Origin of the sequence: Rhizobium sp. RHZ01, assembly GCF_014851595.1 — a bacterium.
Classification (GTDB): Bacteria; Pseudomonadota; Alphaproteobacteria; order Rhizobiales; family Rhizobiaceae; genus Rhizobium; species Rhizobium altiplani.
In genome coordinates this window covers 63,156-77,846 of sequence record NZ_JACUZZ010000017.1, presented here as the reverse complement: position 1 = coordinate 77,846, position 14,691 = coordinate 63,156, and the positions used below count along the sequence as shown (strand labels likewise).

The following is a 14,691-nucleotide window of genomic DNA, read 5'->3' as shown; positions in this document are numbered from 1 at the left end:
CACGGATTTGATGTATGAAGCAATCTCATCCCCCAGAGGTTGCCGTGATGGAAGCATTGCCGTGTGAGAGATTGTTGGTCCTTGCCGGCTGTGACGATGCCCGCTTGCGTGATCTCGAGCGCCTAGAGATCATTGGTCCTGGATACACAGGCTATGCCGCAAGCGATGTCAGCCGGCTCCGATTGATAGTTGCCCTGCAGGAAGCCGGCATCAGCCTCGATGTGCTGGCGGAAGGTCTGAGGCGGCGGATCTTTACTCTGGAGTTCGCCAATCAGCTGATGTTCGAGCCCGTAGCGATGACCGAGGCGTTGTTTCGGCCGAGGTGGCGGCAGGGCAACTGGATCTCGACGAGCTGAATGGCATAAGGGCATGCGCCAGCTTGCCGCCGCTTTCAGCGGATCAACCGCTTCGCGAGGACGATGCGGAATTTATCTGGCTGTTGGCGGAGTGCAGGCAGCTTGGTGCCTCCGTTGTCGGGATGGAGCGGGTGCTGCGCGTTTTCGGTCAGTCGGTTCGCCGCTGTGTCGACACGATGCGCGACCTCTTCCGCGGCGAGGTCGAAGAGCCGATGCTGAATGCGGGCCTTAGCTACCATCATCTTTTCGAGGTTGCCGCCACCAAGCGCTTGGCACTACAGCGGATCGGCTTCCGGATGCTGTTCCTGCTGCAGCGGCGGATGCTGGAGGAGGCGGTGTTCGACAATATCGTCGGAAGGCTGCAGGATGCCCTGCGCGAACACGGGCTGGAGCCTGGCGACGAGGACAGCCTGCCGGCCGTGGCCCCGACCTTTCCGGCTTCACGGGCTTGACGCGTGAGATTGGCGATGTGTCTGCCGCCGAGAAGGCCGCCCGTTTTGAAGCAATCGCCCAACGGCTTTCATGCGCGTTCGACGGACGTATCGTCAAGCCACTGGGCGACGGCGTCATGATGCTGTTTCCGGATGCAGCCTCGGCGGTGCAAGCATCGCTATCGCTGGTGGAGCAGAGCCGTTTGGATGAGTTGCCGCCTGTGCGGGTCGGTGTAGCGACGGGGCAGGTTGTGCCTCGTGACGGGGATATTTTCGGCCGGACGGTCAATCTCGCGGCGCGCGTTTCGGCCGTTGCCGGGCCGTCCCAAACACTTGTCTGCCTCAATACGCGTGCTGCCGCGGAAGCGGCAGCACGCGGTCTTGCCTTCCAGGGTCTGGGAGCTGTTTCCCTGAAAGGCTTCAAGGACTCGGTGCCTCTCTTTGCCGCCCAACGCGCGGCGGCAGGTTAAAGCACCGCATTGCCGGCCATCAGCGCCAGAATCAGGAAGATCAGGAAGATCACCAGCGCGATGCCGAAGAGAACGCGAGCAATCGTTGCCGTTGCGGCCGAGATGCCGGAGAAGCCGAAGAAACCGGCAATCAGCGAAATAACGAAGAATATGAGAGCCCATCTAAGCATGGATTTTTTCCTTTTTGCTCATCGTTTAGATGACGCAGGGCGAGGAAATTTGTTCCATATTTTACGCAACCGGTGGGCGCAGCCCGCAGCGGTAGCTGAAAGCGTTGGCGACGCCCCTGGGGAGCGCCGCCGGCCGGATTGCCATGTTACATCAGGCCCAGTTGCTTGTAGAAGCCAAGGGCGTCGTAGTAGTCCGACTGCTGCTTGATCACGTTGTTCTCAATGACGAAGACCGAGGCACCGTCGAAGGAGAAGGACTTGTCGGTTGCCTTGGTCCCATCGGCCCAAGGACCGCTGTTCTTCCCTGAGAAGGTCCACTCGAAGGAAACCTTGTTTCCGCTGACGATCGGATCACCCCGCATCTCCCATTTCAGATCCGGCGCAGCGGTCATGAAGTTGTCGATCACGGCCGCCTTGGCCTCGGCCTTGCCGACGGTCGGCTTGCCAACCGATGCGTCGTAGTAGCTGATCTTGTCATCGAAATAGGAAGCGGCCTTGCCGGCATCGTGGGCGTTCCATGCGGCCAGGTACTGTTGAACGACCTCAACCGGCGTCTGATCGGCCGCATAGACCGGCATGGCCGAAAGCGTCGAGGCGAGACAGATGCCACCGAAGGCGGCAAGAATGGTACGGCGTTTCATTTCGACTCCCCTTTTGTTGCATGTTCTTGTTTGCAGGTTACGGCCCGGCCGCGCGGGATCAACCGTGGTTGATCATTACGTGCCGGACGGCGGTGTAGTCCTCCAGTGCGTAGACGGACATGTCCTTGCCATAGCCTGATTGCTTCAGGCCGCCATGCGGCATTTCGTTGGTGAGCATGAAGTGTGTGTTGATCCAGGTGCAGCCATATTGCAGGCGGGCGGCAGTTTTCATGCCGCGGCTGATGTCCTTGGTCCAGACCGACGAAGCGAGGCCGTAGTCGCTGTCGTTCGCCCAGGTGACGGCATCCTCGACATCGGTGAAGCGGGTGACGGAAACGACCGGACCGAAAACCTCGCGGCGAACGATCTCGTCATCCTGCGTGGCGCCGGCGACGACCGTCGGCGTGTAGAAAAAGCCCTTGTCGCCGGAGGTCTTGCCACCGGTGGTGATTTCCATGTGCTTGTGTTCGGACGCGCGGGCGACGAAGCTTTCGACGCGGTCGCGCTGGCGCTTGGAGATCAGTGGGCCGATCTCGTTCTCGGTGTCGTCGGCCTGATTGAACTTGATCGAGGAGACGGCTGAGGAGAGGTCGGCGACGAATCTGTCGTAGACCTTCGCATCGGCGTAGATGCGGCAGGCGGCGGTGCAGTCCTGGCCGGCATTGTAGTAGCCGAAGGTCCGGATGCCCGCGACAACAGCGTCGATGTCGGCGTCGTCGAAGACGATGACCGGCGCCTTGCCGCCGAGTTCCAGGTGGGTGCGCTTCACGGTCTTGGCGGCTGCCTGCAGAACTTTCTTGCCGGTAGCGACGTCGCCTGTGATCGAGACCATCGAAATCTTCGGATGATTGATCAGGGCATTGCCGACGCTCTCGCCGCGGCCGAGGATGACGTTGACGACGCCTTCCGGCAGGATATCGGCAAGCAGCTTCGCCATCTTAAGTGCGGTGAGCGGCGTCTGTTCGGAGGGCTTGAAGACGACGGTGTTGCCGCCGGCGATTGCCGGAGCCAGCTTCCAGGCCATCATCATCAGCGGATAGTTCCACGGCGCGATGGAGCCGATGATACCGACCGGATCGCGGCGGATCATTGATGTATGACCAGGCAGGTATTCGCCGGCGACGGGGCCGTGCAGATTGCGGACGGCGCCTGCAAAGAAGCGGTAGCAATCGACGATTGCCGGGATTTCGTCGTTCAACACGGCATTGATCGGCTTGCCGCAGTTCAGGGCTTCCAGCGCGGCAAACCCCTCGGCGTCCTTCTCGATCGCATCGGCGATCTTGAGGAGGTAGCTGGAGCGTTGGCCCGGTGTCGTCTGCGACCAGTCCTGGAATGCGGATTCTGCGGCGTCGACGGCAGCGTCGATCTGGGCAAGCGAGGCTTCCGGCAGGTCAAGCACGGTCTCGCCCGTCTTCGGGTTCAGGATGTGCTCTTCCGTTTCCGTGCCCGCTTCGAAACGGGACCCAATCAGCATCGCGGTGTCCATGATGTTCTCCCTTAATTATTTGCCGGCTCCGGCGACCTGGTCGCCGTCGCGAGTGAGGTAGTAGGCTGCCAGGATCGGCAGGAAAGTGACGAGCACGACGACCATCGCGACCACATTGGTGACCGGGCGTTGGCGTGGGCGGATGAGTTCTTCGAGCATCCAGATCGGCAGCGTCGATTGCTGGCCGCCGGTGAAGGTGGTGACGATGACTTCGTCGAAGGACAGCGCGAAGGCGAGCATGCCGCCGGCCAGAAGCGCGGTCCCGATGTTCGGCAGGATGACGTGGCGGAAGGTCTGGAAACCGTCGGCGCCTAGATCCATCGATGCCTCGATCAGTGAACCCGAGGTGCGGCGGAAGCGGGCGACGGCGTTGTTGTAGACGACAACGACGCAGAAGGTCGCGTGACCGAGCACGATCGTCCAGACCGAAAATGGAATGTCGAACAGGCTGAAGGCCGAGCGCAGTGCAATGCCGGTGATGATGCCGGGCAGCGCGATCGGTAGGATGACGAGGAGCGAGATTGCTTCACGGCCGAAGAACTTCGTCTGGCTTACTGCGGCTGCGCAGAGCGTGCCGAGCACCAGCGCGATCGCGGTGGCGATGCAGGCGACCTGCACGGAGAGGCCGAGCGCTGACCAGACATCCGGGCGGTTCCACGCGATGGCGAGCCATTGCGTCGTCAGTCCCGGTGGCGGCCATTGATAGCTCTTCTCTTCCGTCGTGAAGGCATAGACGAAGATCAAGAGGATCGGCAGGTGTAGGAAGAGCAGGCCACCGGCTGCGGCGATCTTTAGAAGCAGCGGTGAACGCTGGGAACGGTCAGAGCGCATCGAAGGCCCCCTGTTTCTTGGCCAGCCAGAGATAAACGGCCATGATGACGATCGGGACGACGGAGAAGGCGGCCGCGAGCGGGACGTTGCCCGCGGTGCCCTGCTGGGCATAGACCGCCTGGCCGATGAAGAGGCGCGACGAACCGATGATCTGCGGGATGATGTAGTCGCCTAATGTCAGCGAGAAGGTGAAGATCGAGCCGGCGACGATACCGGGCAGCGCCAGCGGGAAAAGTACGGTGCGGAAGGTCTGGCTCGGTGTGGCGCCGAGATCGGACGACGCCTCGATCAGGTTGCCTGGGACGCGTTCGAGTGCTGCCTGTGTCGGCAGGATCATGTAGGGCAGCCAGACATAGACGAAGACGACAAACGTACCGAGATAGCTGACCGACAGCGAATTGCCACCGACAACGGGCAGGTTGAGGATGCCGTCGAGCAGCCAGGACAGGTGCAGCTTCTCGAAGATCCAGGTGAGGATGCCTTCCTTCGCGAGGATGAGTTTCCAGGCGTAGATCTTCACGAGATAGCTCGACCACAGCGGCAGCATGACACCGAGGTAGAACAGCGCCTTCCATTTGCCCTGCGCATAGCGAGCAGCGTAGTAGGCGATGGGAAAGGCGACGACGGCAGAAGCCAGTGTCACCAGCGCCGCCATGATGATGGTGCGGATGATGATGTCAAAATTCGTCGGGCTGAGGAGTTGCGCATAGGTCGCAAGCGTGAACTCGTAATTCACCAGGCCCGAGAAATCATCGATCGAGAAGAAGCTCTGCAGGAGCAGCGCGATCAGTGAGCCGATGTAGATGATGCCGAGCCACAGGAGCGGCGGCGTCAGCATCAGGAAGAGCAGCAGTCTAGGATGGCGCCAGAAGGCGTCCGAGAGCTGTCCGAAGAAACCGCCGCGACCGGGAAGGATCGAGGTCTCGCGCAGTTCCGCCGGTTTGGTGAGGGCAAGCGCTGTCATGCTGCGTCATCCATGTAATGCACGTCGACGGGCTGCCAGACGAGGCGGACGCTTGTGCCGACATCCGGCACGTTGGCGCCGGCCGGCAGCATGACGTGCAGGCGGGTGCCGCGGATATCGACCGAGAGGCGGGTTGCCGCGCCGAGGAAGCTTGCATGCTCCACACGCGCCTCAACGCCTTCGCCGGCGACGTGGATCGCTTCCGGACGCAGGCTCGCCCAGCGCTTCTCGCCGCCGAGCGCGGTCATCATATCGGGCGCAATGACATTGGAGGAGCCGACGAAATCCGCGACGAAGCGCGTCTTCGGGCGCCGATAGATGTCGTGCGGCGTACCTTCCTGGACGATGCCGCCGTTGTTGAAGACGGCGACGCGGTCGGCCATCGACAGGGCCTCGCCCTGGTCGTGGGTGACGAAGATGAAGGTGATGCCGAGCGCGCGCTGCAGGCTCTTCAATTCCTCCTGCATCTGCTCGCGCAGCTTCAGGTCGAGCGCGCCGAGCGGTTCGTCGAGGAGAAGGACTTTCGGCTTGTTGACGAGGGCGCGGGCGAGCGCCACACGCTGCCGCTGGCCGCCGGAGAGCTGTCCGGGTTTGCGCGCGCCGTAACCGGGAAGCTTCACAAGCTCCAGCGCCTGCTCGGCGGCTTTGGTGCGCTCTGGCCTACCGACACCCTTGACCATCAGCCCGTAGGCGACGTTGTCGAGGATGTTGAGATGCGGGAAGAGCGCGTAGTCCTGGAAGACGGTGTTGACGTTGCGGCGATAGGGCGGGATGCCTTCGGCGGTCTCACCGAAGATTTCGATGTGGCCGCCCGTCGGCTGCTCGAAGCCTGCGATCAGGCGCAGGCAGGTTGTCTTGCCGGAGCCGGAAGGGCCAAGCATGGCGAAGAACTCGCCGGGCGCGATTTCGAGATCGACGCTGTCGACGGCGCGGACCGGCCCGAAATGGCGCGAGACCTGTTGGAAACGGACGGCGGGAATCATTGTAAAACTCCGGGATGTTGCGTCTTTCATCTTCCCAGCGGGAAGGATGCGGCCCAAGGGGCCCCGACGAGGTGACAATTCGGCGTTCCGTCGTTGCCCCCAGCGCTCGGACGTTTCGCTCTTGTCTTCATTGTCCCCTCGCCTTGCCCTCAGCGGGCGCCTTCTCCGCTTGCGGAGAAGGAGAGGTTGTGCGGGCGGATTATCGTCCGCCGATCACACCGATATAGTCGGAGACCCAACGGTGATACGGTACGCACTCGCCCTGCGTTGCGCATTTGGCCGTCGGCGTTCTCCAGAACTTGATCTTGTCGAAGTGATCATAACCGTTCGTTGAGCAACCCTCGTCGGTCAGCAGCTCGTTGCCCTTGCAGGCAGCGGGAACGGAAGGAACGGCGCCGAACCAGGCAGCGGCATCGCCCTGGACCTTGGCCTGCAGCGAATGCTCCATCCACATGTAGGCGCAATTCGGGTGTTCGCTGTCGACATGCAGCATGGTCGTGTCAGCCCAGCCGGTGGCCCCTTCTTCCGGGAAGGTGGAGGCGATCTTCTGTTTGTCGGCTTGCATCAGGTTGACCTGGAACGGCCAGGAACCGGAGGCCACGACGCCTTCGTTCTTGAAGTCGTCGATCTGGATCATCGCGTCGTGCCAGTAGCGGGAGACGAGCTTGCGCTGGCCGCGCAGCAGGTCGAGCGCCGCCTTGTACTGGTCTTCGTTCAGTTCATAGGGATCCTTGATGCCGAGTTCCGGCTTGTGCGCCATCAGGTAGAGAGCGGCATCGGCAACGTAGATCGGACCATCATAGGCCTGAACACGGCCCTTGTTGGACTTGCCGTCGGGAAGGGTTTCTTCCTCGAAAACGACCTTCCAGCTGGTCGGTGCCTTATCCTTGAAGGCATCGGTGTTATACATCAGCACGTTCGGCCCCCAGAGATAGGGAACGCCGTAGTGGACGTCTTTGACCGTGTACCATGCGCCTTTCTGCAGGCGCGGATCGACGTTCTTGAAGCTCGGGATGAGATCGGTGTTGATCGGCTGGACACGCTTGCCTGCGATCAGGCGAAGCGACGCGTCGCCGGAGGCCGTGACGAGGTCGAATCCGCCTTCGTTCATCAGCGAGACCATTTCGTCGGAGGTCGCCGCCGTCTTGACCGACACTTTGCAGCCGGTTTCCTTTTCGAAGCCGGTGACCCAGTCGTAGCTCTTGTCGCTTTCACCGCGTTCGATGTAGCCCGCCCAGGCTACGATGCTGACAGCACCTTCGCCCTTGCCAAGCGCCTTCAGCGGTTCGGCTGCGGCAACCTGCGTCACGAAGCTCACGCTCGCGAGGGCAGCAGTGCACGATTTCAGAAGATATTTCATCTGATGTCTCCCGGTTGTTGCCACTTTTCGTGGCGTTATGTTCCCGGTTGAAAGGTGCGCTGAATTTTCCGGTTTCGCAAATTCATTTATCAGAAAGGCGATATCGGAATATCCGATATCGTCCGAAGGATCACCGGGGCCGGCCGGATCGCAGGGCTTCTGCGATGCCCACGAAGTCGCGCGCCGCTTGCGGCAAACTCGAGCCCTTTCGCCAGACCATGCCGACCTGGACGACCGGAAGGGAGCCGGACACGTCACGGCTCTCGATTCGGTCGCCTTCCAGCGACCAGGGGCGATAGACCAGGTCGGGCAATAGCGCCACGCCGGCACCGGTCGCGACCAGACTGCGTACCGCTTCCACCGAGCGCGTGCGGAAGGCGACATGCGGCCGTGCGCCAAGCGCCGACAGCAGCTTGCCGGTGTTTTCCTCGATTTCGTCGACGGTCAGCATGATCAGCGGTTCGCGAGCGATGTCCGCCACGGAAATGATGTCGGCGGAAACGAGTGGATGGCCCATGGGCAACCACAACCGGTAAGGTGACGTCTCCAGGATCTCTGCCTGCAGGGCCATGCGGTCGCGCAGGTTGGAAATGACCATGACGGCCACATCCAGTTCGCCGCCGACCAGCAGGTGCTCGAGATAGCCGCCATTGTCTTCGATTGCGCTGACTTCGACGCCCGGGCAGGCGCGGCGATAGCGGGCCAGGAGGTCGGAGAGCACATAGCCGGCGACGAGCGAGGTGACGCCGATGTTGAGTTTGCCGGAGATCTCGTTCTGCTTGCCGGAAAAGCTGGTGCGCGCATCCGTCACGCTTGCCAGGATTTTCGTCGCATGGCGAAGGAACTGATGGCCATTGTGGGTGATCGTCAGGCCGCGTGGATGACGCTCGAAAAGCTCGACGCCGAGGTCGGTTTCAAGCTCCTTGAGGGCCTCCGTGACCGACGATTGCGAGATCGAAAGGTTCTGCGCGGCGCGCGTTACAGAGCCCTGCTCGGCGACGGCAACGAAGTACTGGATCTGGCGAAGCGTGAAGGCCATCAGCCGTTAGAGCATGGCCGTGAGGACATTGGCAAGCATAGGGAAAGCTTGGACCTTTTTTGGTGTTAATCCCATACTGATGCAAACTTAGAGCCCGCGTTTAAGTATTCGGAAACGTCATTTCTCTAGCGTCGAAACCACTCGTATTGCGTTGGAGCTTGTTAATGGCGGAGCAGTTGGCGTGAAGGCCCTACTGCGCATCTTCCGGCCTTCCCGGAAATTGGTGTTTATCATCGCTGGCGTCGCCCTTCTCGGGGGCGTCTCCGGCGGTGCCGCGCTTTTTATCGGCAAGGATAGGCTCCTTGGCCCTTCCGCAGAGACGATGAACGGCCTCTCCTGCACCGACGTCAATCTCGTCACCATCAAGAAGCAGAACCGCGTCTGGATCCGTAAATATATCAAGACCGAGCCGACCGATGGCATGACTCGCGTCAAGACCGCGCTTCGCGTCGCCAAGACGATCTACGATGCGCAGAGGCCCGATCTCGTGCAAGTCGTCGTTCTCGATACCAACGGACCGACGCTGCGCTCGGATATTCGCGGCAGGGCGATCGGCGCTGACGTCGTCTATATTCCGCATCCCGATCCCGTCCTCGAAAGCACGGAAGCCAAGACCTACACCGCCCGTTACTATGACGGGGAGGCGGCGGACAACGGGCTGTTCTTCGGCGAACGCGTCGATCTACCCGAGGACGAGATAACCGCGATGAACGCGTCCTTCAGGGACTATTCGGACTGTATCGATCCCATCGCCGTTGCCGCTACCAAGGGCGGCGAAGGAGAGGGCAAGAAAACTGCGAAGACAGCAGAGGCAAAGGAAGTAAAGCCCGCGGAAGGCGGCGAACATGGCTCCGCACCTGCCAAAGAGCCTGCTGCGCCGGAAGCCGCGCCCGGAGCCGGCCACTAACCCTTTCCAACAAAAAAGGCGGCGAGCCCAACGGGTCGCCGCCTTTTTCTATTCCAGGTAAGCCGGCTCAGTCGGCCTTGCTGCGTCGAGCCGGGAAGAGGATGACGTCGCGGATCGATGGGGCGTTGGTGAGCAGCATGATCAGGCGGTCGACGCCGATCCCGAGACCGCCGGCGGGCGGCATGCCCTGGTCGATCGCATCGAGGAATTCGTCGTCCAGCTGCTTTTCCTTTTCGCCGCGGGCGTGCGCCTGCTCCAGCTGCTCGACCATGCGGCGGCGCTGCTCTTCCGGATCGTTGAGTTCCGAGAAGGCGTTGCCGAGTTCCCAGGCGTTGCAGTAGGTCTCGAAGCGTTCGACAAGGCGCGGCTCGCCTGGCACTTCCTTGGCGAAGGGCGAGATGTCCTTCGGAAAGTGGGTGACGTGTGATGGCTGAATGAGCGTGGCCTCAACCTTTTCTTCGAAGATGAAGGCAAGGCATTCGCCCCAGGTCCAGTCCTTCTCGACTTCGAAGCCGGCGGCCTTGGCAGCCGCGCGGGCTTCCTCGTCGGTCTTCATGGCGAGGAAGTCGATACCGGTCACTTCCTTGACGGCGTCTGGCATCGGCACGCGCTTGAACGGCCCCTTGAAGGAGATCGTCTTGTCGCCGAAGGGGAATTCCGTCGTGCCGTGGATCGACAGTGCCAGGCTTTCGAACAGCCGCTCCACGAGGTCCATGATGTCCTCGTAGTCGGCATAGGCCCAGTAGCACTCCATCATCGTGAATTCAGGATTGTGCCGGGTCGAGACGCCTTCGTTGCGGAAGTTGCGGTTGATCTCGAATACCTTGTCGGTAAGGCCGGAGACCAACGTCCGCTTCAGGTACAGTTCCGGCGCGATGCGCAGGTACATGTCGAGCTTCAGCGTGTTGTGATGCGTCTTGAACGGCTCGGCGGTGGCGCCGCCATAGACCGAGTGCAACATCGGCGTTTCGACTTCCATGAAGCCGTCGTTTTCCATGAAGCGGCGGATGCCGGACACGATCTTCGAACGCTGCTGGAAGCGGAGCTTCGATTCCTCGTTGGTCATGATGTCGAGGTGGCGCTTGCGATAGCGGATCTCGACGTCGGAAACGCCGTGCCACTTCTCCGGCATCGGGAGCAGCGACTTCGTCAGCATGGTGATTTCGCGAGCGTTGATCGACAGCTCGCCGCGCTTCGTGCGGCGCACCGTGCCGGTCACGCCGATGATATCGCCGATATCGATCATGCCAAGCATGTTGCGGGCTTCTTCCGGCGTCACGTCCTTGTGGCTGAAGATCTGGATCTTGCCCGAGGCGTCATGGATATCCATGAACATGCCGGAGTTGCGCGAGGAATAGACGCGACCGGCAACGGTCACGACATCCTGCGTCTCGACGTCGGATTCGAGGTCCTTGTACTTCTCCGCCAGTTCGGCATTGGTCATGGTCCGGTGGAAATGCGCCGGATAGACCTCGCCGATCTGTTCGCGCAGCAGCTTCAGCTTCTGGGCGCGGACCTCGGTCGCGTCGGAGGAAAGGGTCGCTGTTTCGGTCTTTTCAGTCATGATGCAAACGTCCGGTTCAGTTCTTCGGGCCGACGAGGGAGGCAACTGCCTGGGCGGCCAGTTTCAGCCGCTGACGCACGACGGAACGGCCGAGGATCGCCATCGAGTCGAAGAGCGGCAGCGAGCGCGACGAGCCTGATACTGCGACGAAGAGCGGGGCCACGACGACCTTCAGCTTCTTGCCCATGCGGTCGGCAATGGCGCGTAGCTCGGCTTCGATCGTCTCGACGTTCCATTCGAGGATCTTTTCGAGATCCGGCTGGACGGTGTTGAGGATCTCGAGGATCTCTTCCGGCGGTGACTTGATCTTGGCGAAGGCCGACGGGTCAACGCCGAGGTCGGACTTCAGCAGGAAGCCTGCGAGGTCAGGTAGTTCGCCGAGCTTGGAAATGCGCGACTGCGACAGGCGCAGGCCCGCCTTCAGGCGATCGTTCTCCATCGCCCAGTCGAGCACGCGGGCCTGGAACTCCTCTTCGGATAGCTTCTCACGAATCCAGCGGCCGTTCAGCCAGTCGAGCTTCTGGATGTCGAAGATGGCGCCGGCCTTCGAAAGGTTTTCGGGATCGAACTTCTCGGAAAGCTCGTCCATATCAAGCAACTCTTCGCCTTCGGCGATCTGCACGAAGAACAGGCCGAGGAAGTTCATCAGCGCTTCCGGGATATAGCCGAGAGCGGAGTAGTAGGAGATTGACGTCGGGTTCTTGCGCTTCGAGAGCTTCGATTTGTCGGCATTGCGCATCAGCGACAGATGCATGAACACCGGCTGCTCCCAACCGAAGTAGCGGTAAAGCAGGATGTGCTTCGGCACGGATGCCAGCCATTCTTCGCCGCGCGCGACATGGGTGATTCGCATCAGATGGTCGTCGATGACGTTTGCCATGTGATAGGTCGGCATGCCGTCGCCCTTGATCAGGACCTGCATGTCAACGGAATCCCACGGAATGCTGACATCGCCATAGACGCCGTCGGTGAAGTCGCAGGAGCCCTCGGTCGGGATCTTCATGCGGATCACGGAGCCTTCGCCGGCGGCCATCTTCGCGGAGACCTCTTCGGCCGAGTACTTCAGGCAGAGGCCGTCATACTTCGGCGCCTTGCCGGCGGCGCGCTGCTCTTCGCGCATCTTCTCCAGACGCTCAGGCGTGCAAAAACAGCGGAATGCATGCCCCTTGTCCAGCAGTTCCTGGCCGTATGGGGTGTAGATGTCCTTGCGGTCGGACTGACGGTACGGGCCGTAGGGGCCACCGATGTCAGGACCTTCCTTCCATTCGAGGCCGCACCATTTCAGCGCGTCCAACACCTTGGTCTCGAATTCCGGGGTCGAGCGCGTCGCATCGGTGTCTTCGATGCGCAGAATGAACTCGCCGCCGTTCTTCTTGGCGAAAAGGTAGTTGAAGAGAGCGATGTAAGCAGTGCCGACATGCGGCTCGCCGGTCGGCGAGGGAGCAATGCGGACGCGGACGCCGGAAGCTGTCATTTTATGTGCCCGTCAAATGAATGCCGGACGGCTTGCCTGAGAAAGCGACGTTCGGCCGGAAAGAATGCAGATAACTGGATCAGGAAACCGGCCGGAAAAGGGCACTGCCCCCGTTCATCCGCCGATTGCCCATTTGGCTGGCCTTAAGGCCATATTCGACCGCGCGCGTCAAGGAAAATGGGCGATCGCATCAATGGACAGGCCAGACGTAGAGCAGGACAGGTACGCTGACGAGGACGATGACGAATGACAGCGGCAGGCCGAGGCGGGGGTAATCGCTGAAACGATAGCCGCCGGGACCGAAGACCAGCGTGTTGCATTGGTGGCCGATCGGCGTCAGGAAATCGCAGCCAGCGCCGATGGCGACCCCCATCAAAAAGGCCTCCGGTCTATAGCCGAGCGTGTGGGCAAAGCTCGCCGCAATTGGCGCCATGACCAGAACCGTTGCCGCATTGTTGAGGAACGGCGTTACCGCCATGGCGGTGATGACGATCAAAGTCAGCGCGCCGAAGGGCGGCATCTGGGCGGCGAAGTGCCCCAGCCACCCGGCAATCAGATCGCTTCCGCCGGTCGTTCGCAATGTGTCGGAGACGGGGATCAGCGCGGCAAGCATGATGAGGATCGGGCCGTCCACCGCCTTGTAGACCTCGGCAAGGGGGATGGCCCGAAAAACGACCATCGCCAGCGCGGCGCAGAAGAAGGCGACCGAAACCGGAACCATTCCGGCCGCCGTCATCCCCATCGCTGTCGCAAGGATCAGCAGCGGTACGTAAGCTCTGCGCGGCGTGCCGAGCATGATTTCGCGCTGCGCCAATGGGAGACAGGAGAATTCCTGCAGGAAGCCCGGCAGGTTTCGACGGCTGCCTTGCAGCACAAGAACATCGCCGGCGCGCAGGGTGACTTCGCTCAACCGTTCGGTCAGCCTGTGCCCGTGCCGGCTGACCGCAAGCAGGTTGATGCGCCGGCGGTTCCAGAGCGAGAGCTGGCGCGCGGACCACCCGATCAGCATGGACTCGGAGGAGACCACTGCTTCGATCGAAGTCACGTCGCCCTCCGTCTTTGCTTCGGGGATCGGTTTGCCTGAAAGTTTGAGTTTGGCGTTGGAAACGACGCGATCCAGGGCTTCAGGACGCCCTTCCAGCAGAATCGTGTCGCCCGGCTTCAGGAGAACGTCGGGGAACGGCGCGAGGCGCGAATGCCCGCGCAGGATCGCGGTTGCGACCACTTCTCCATCGCCGAGCTGCAGGAGCTCGTTGAGCTTTTTGCCTTCGAAGCCGGAGCCTTCGACCACCGTTGCTTCGGAGAAATAGTTCTTCAAATCCAACGCTTCCTCAAGCGATGGGTTCTCGTTCTGCCGTTCGGGAACTAGCCAGTGGAAAAGGATCAAGAAGACAATGCCAACCAGAGCAAGCGTCGCGCCGACGGGTGTGAAGTCGAACATCGTAAAAGGCGTCCCGGTGATTTCGCCGCGAAGCCGCGAGACCACGATGTTTGGTGAGGTGCCGATCTGCGTCATCAACCCGCCGAGTAGCGCGGCAAAGCTCATCGGCATCAGGTAAAGCGACGGAGACCTCCCGCTTTTTCGGGCAAATTGGAAGGCGACTGGAATCATGATCGCAAGCGCGCCGATGTTCTTGATGAAGGCCGACAGAAGCGCGACGACAATGAGCAGCAGCGCGAGCTGCGCATGCAGCTTGGTCAGGTTCGGAAAGAAGCGCTTGATCGTTGTATCGACGATCCCCGAGCGCGCCACGCCGGCGCTGACGATGAGGGCGCTGCCGACGATGATCACGATGTCGTCGCTGAAGCCCGAAAATGCCCGGTTGAAAGGCACGATACCGACGCAGATGGCCAGCACGAGAGCGCAACAGGCAACCAGGTCATAGCGAAACCGATCCCAGATGAAGACTGCCATCATCAGGCCGATGAGCCCGAAGGCGAGGATCTGCTGCGTTGTCATGCGATTCCAGCAACTTGAGGTTGGCACCGGCGAGTGCCCCGCCGTACCGATAACT

At 61.2% G+C, this 14,691-nt stretch carries 15 protein-coding genes; 4 read left to right on the top strand and 11 right to left on the bottom strand.

Annotated features, from left to right (window positions below):
• Nucleotides 1-14: 14 nt before the first annotated feature.
• Genes IB248_RS31820 through IB248_RS31810 form a run of 3 tightly spaced genes read left to right on the top strand, consistent with a single transcriptional unit; the run spans nucleotide 15 to nucleotide 1,257 of the window.
• The gene (locus IB248_RS31820; RefSeq protein WP_162763489.1) at nucleotides 15-356 is read left to right on the top strand and encodes a MerR family transcriptional regulator; all 342 of its coding nucleotides are present in this window, start codon (nucleotides 15-17) and stop codon (nucleotides 354-356) included.
• A 23-nt stretch (nucleotides 357-379) separates the two neighbouring features.
• Nucleotides 380-808: a hypothetical protein gene (locus IB248_RS31815; RefSeq protein ID WP_246779272.1), complete on the top strand. Its 429-nt coding sequence runs from the start codon at nucleotides 380-382 to the stop codon at nucleotides 806-808.
• The gene (locus IB248_RS31810; RefSeq protein ID WP_246779271.1) at nucleotides 805-1,257 is read left to right on the top strand and encodes an adenylate/guanylate cyclase domain-containing protein; all 453 of its coding nucleotides are present in this window, start codon (nucleotides 805-807) and stop codon (nucleotides 1,255-1,257) included. The genes IB248_RS31815 and IB248_RS31810 overlap by 4 nt, the downstream gene beginning before the upstream one ends.
• Here IB248_RS31810 and IB248_RS18345 read toward each other — a convergent pair.
• The 8 genes from IB248_RS18345 to IB248_RS18310 all read right to left on the bottom strand — a co-directional run bounded on the left by IB248_RS18345 (nucleotide 1,254) and on the right by IB248_RS18310 (nucleotide 8,731).
• Nucleotides 1,254-1,427 (bottom strand): DUF1328 domain-containing protein, encoded by a 174-nt coding sequence (locus IB248_RS18345; protein WP_018856498.1) that lies wholly within the window; start codon nucleotides 1,425-1,427, stop codon nucleotides 1,254-1,256. The genes IB248_RS31810 and IB248_RS18345 overlap by 4 nt on opposite strands.
• A gap of 146 nt (nucleotides 1,428-1,573) precedes the next feature.
• Nucleotides 1,574-2,068, bottom strand: coding sequence for an ester cyclase (locus IB248_RS18340; protein ID WP_018856499.1), 495 nt, complete (start codon nucleotides 2,066-2,068; stop codon nucleotides 1,574-1,576).
• Between the two features lie 58 nt (nucleotides 2,069-2,126).
• Nucleotides 2,127-3,554 (bottom strand): gamma-aminobutyraldehyde dehydrogenase, encoded by a 1,428-nt coding sequence (locus IB248_RS18335; RefSeq protein ID WP_192241479.1) that lies wholly within the window; start codon nucleotides 3,552-3,554, stop codon nucleotides 2,127-2,129.
• A gap of 15 nt (nucleotides 3,555-3,569) precedes the next feature.
• A complete protein-coding gene (locus IB248_RS18330; protein WP_018856501.1) occupies nucleotides 3,570-4,385 on the bottom strand; it encodes an ABC transporter permease in 816 nt (271 codons plus the stop codon).
• Nucleotides 4,375-5,349, bottom strand: a complete 975-nt coding sequence (locus IB248_RS18325) for an ABC transporter permease (protein WP_018856502.1) — start codon at nucleotides 5,347-5,349, stop codon at nucleotides 4,375-4,377. Before IB248_RS18325 ends, IB248_RS18330 begins: the two co-directional genes overlap by 11 nt.
• The gene (locus IB248_RS18320) at nucleotides 5,346-6,332 is read right to left on the bottom strand and encodes an ABC transporter ATP-binding protein (protein WP_018856503.1); all 987 of its coding nucleotides are present in this window, start codon (nucleotides 6,330-6,332) and stop codon (nucleotides 5,346-5,348) included. Before IB248_RS18320 ends, IB248_RS18325 begins: the two co-directional genes overlap by 4 nt.
• Before the next feature lie 199 nt (nucleotides 6,333-6,531).
• Nucleotides 6,532-7,692 carry an ABC transporter substrate-binding protein gene (locus tag IB248_RS18315; RefSeq protein ID WP_018856504.1) on the bottom strand — a complete coding sequence of 387 codons (1,161 nt, stop codon included), beginning with the start codon at nucleotides 7,690-7,692 and terminating at the stop codon, nucleotides 6,532-6,534.
• A 130-nt stretch (nucleotides 7,693-7,822) separates the two neighbouring features.
• Nucleotides 7,823-8,731, bottom strand: a complete 909-nt coding sequence (locus tag IB248_RS18310; RefSeq protein ID WP_018856505.1) for a LysR family transcriptional regulator — start codon at nucleotides 8,729-8,731, stop codon at nucleotides 7,823-7,825.
• Nucleotides 8,732-8,912: 181 nt separating this feature from the next.
• Here IB248_RS18310 and IB248_RS18305 point away from each other — a divergent pair, with 181 nt between their 5' ends.
• On the top strand, nucleotides 8,913-9,638 hold the full coding sequence (locus IB248_RS18305) for a hypothetical protein (protein ID WP_113471964.1): 726 nt from the start codon (nucleotides 8,913-8,915) through the stop codon (nucleotides 9,636-9,638).
• A gap of 67 nt (nucleotides 9,639-9,705) precedes the next feature.
• Here the strand turns inward: IB248_RS18305 and lysS are convergent, their stop codons facing one another.
• From lysS to IB248_RS18290, 3 genes are all read right to left on the bottom strand, one after another.
• Nucleotides 9,706-11,202: a lysine--tRNA ligase gene (gene lysS / locus IB248_RS18300; RefSeq protein WP_112646044.1), complete on the bottom strand. Its 1,497-nt coding sequence runs from the start codon at nucleotides 11,200-11,202 to the stop codon at nucleotides 9,706-9,708.
• A gap of 16 nt (nucleotides 11,203-11,218) precedes the next feature.
• Nucleotides 11,219-12,676: a glutamate--tRNA ligase gene (gene gltX, locus IB248_RS18295; protein ID WP_025658866.1), complete on the bottom strand. Its 1,458-nt coding sequence runs from the start codon at nucleotides 12,674-12,676 to the stop codon at nucleotides 11,219-11,221.
• Nucleotides 12,677-12,866: 190 nt separating this feature from the next.
• Nucleotides 12,867-14,636 carry an SLC13 family permease gene (locus IB248_RS18290; protein WP_192241478.1) on the bottom strand — a complete coding sequence of 590 codons (1,770 nt, stop codon included), beginning with the start codon at nucleotides 14,634-14,636 and terminating at the stop codon, nucleotides 12,867-12,869.
• Nucleotides 14,637-14,691: the final 55 nt, after the last annotated feature.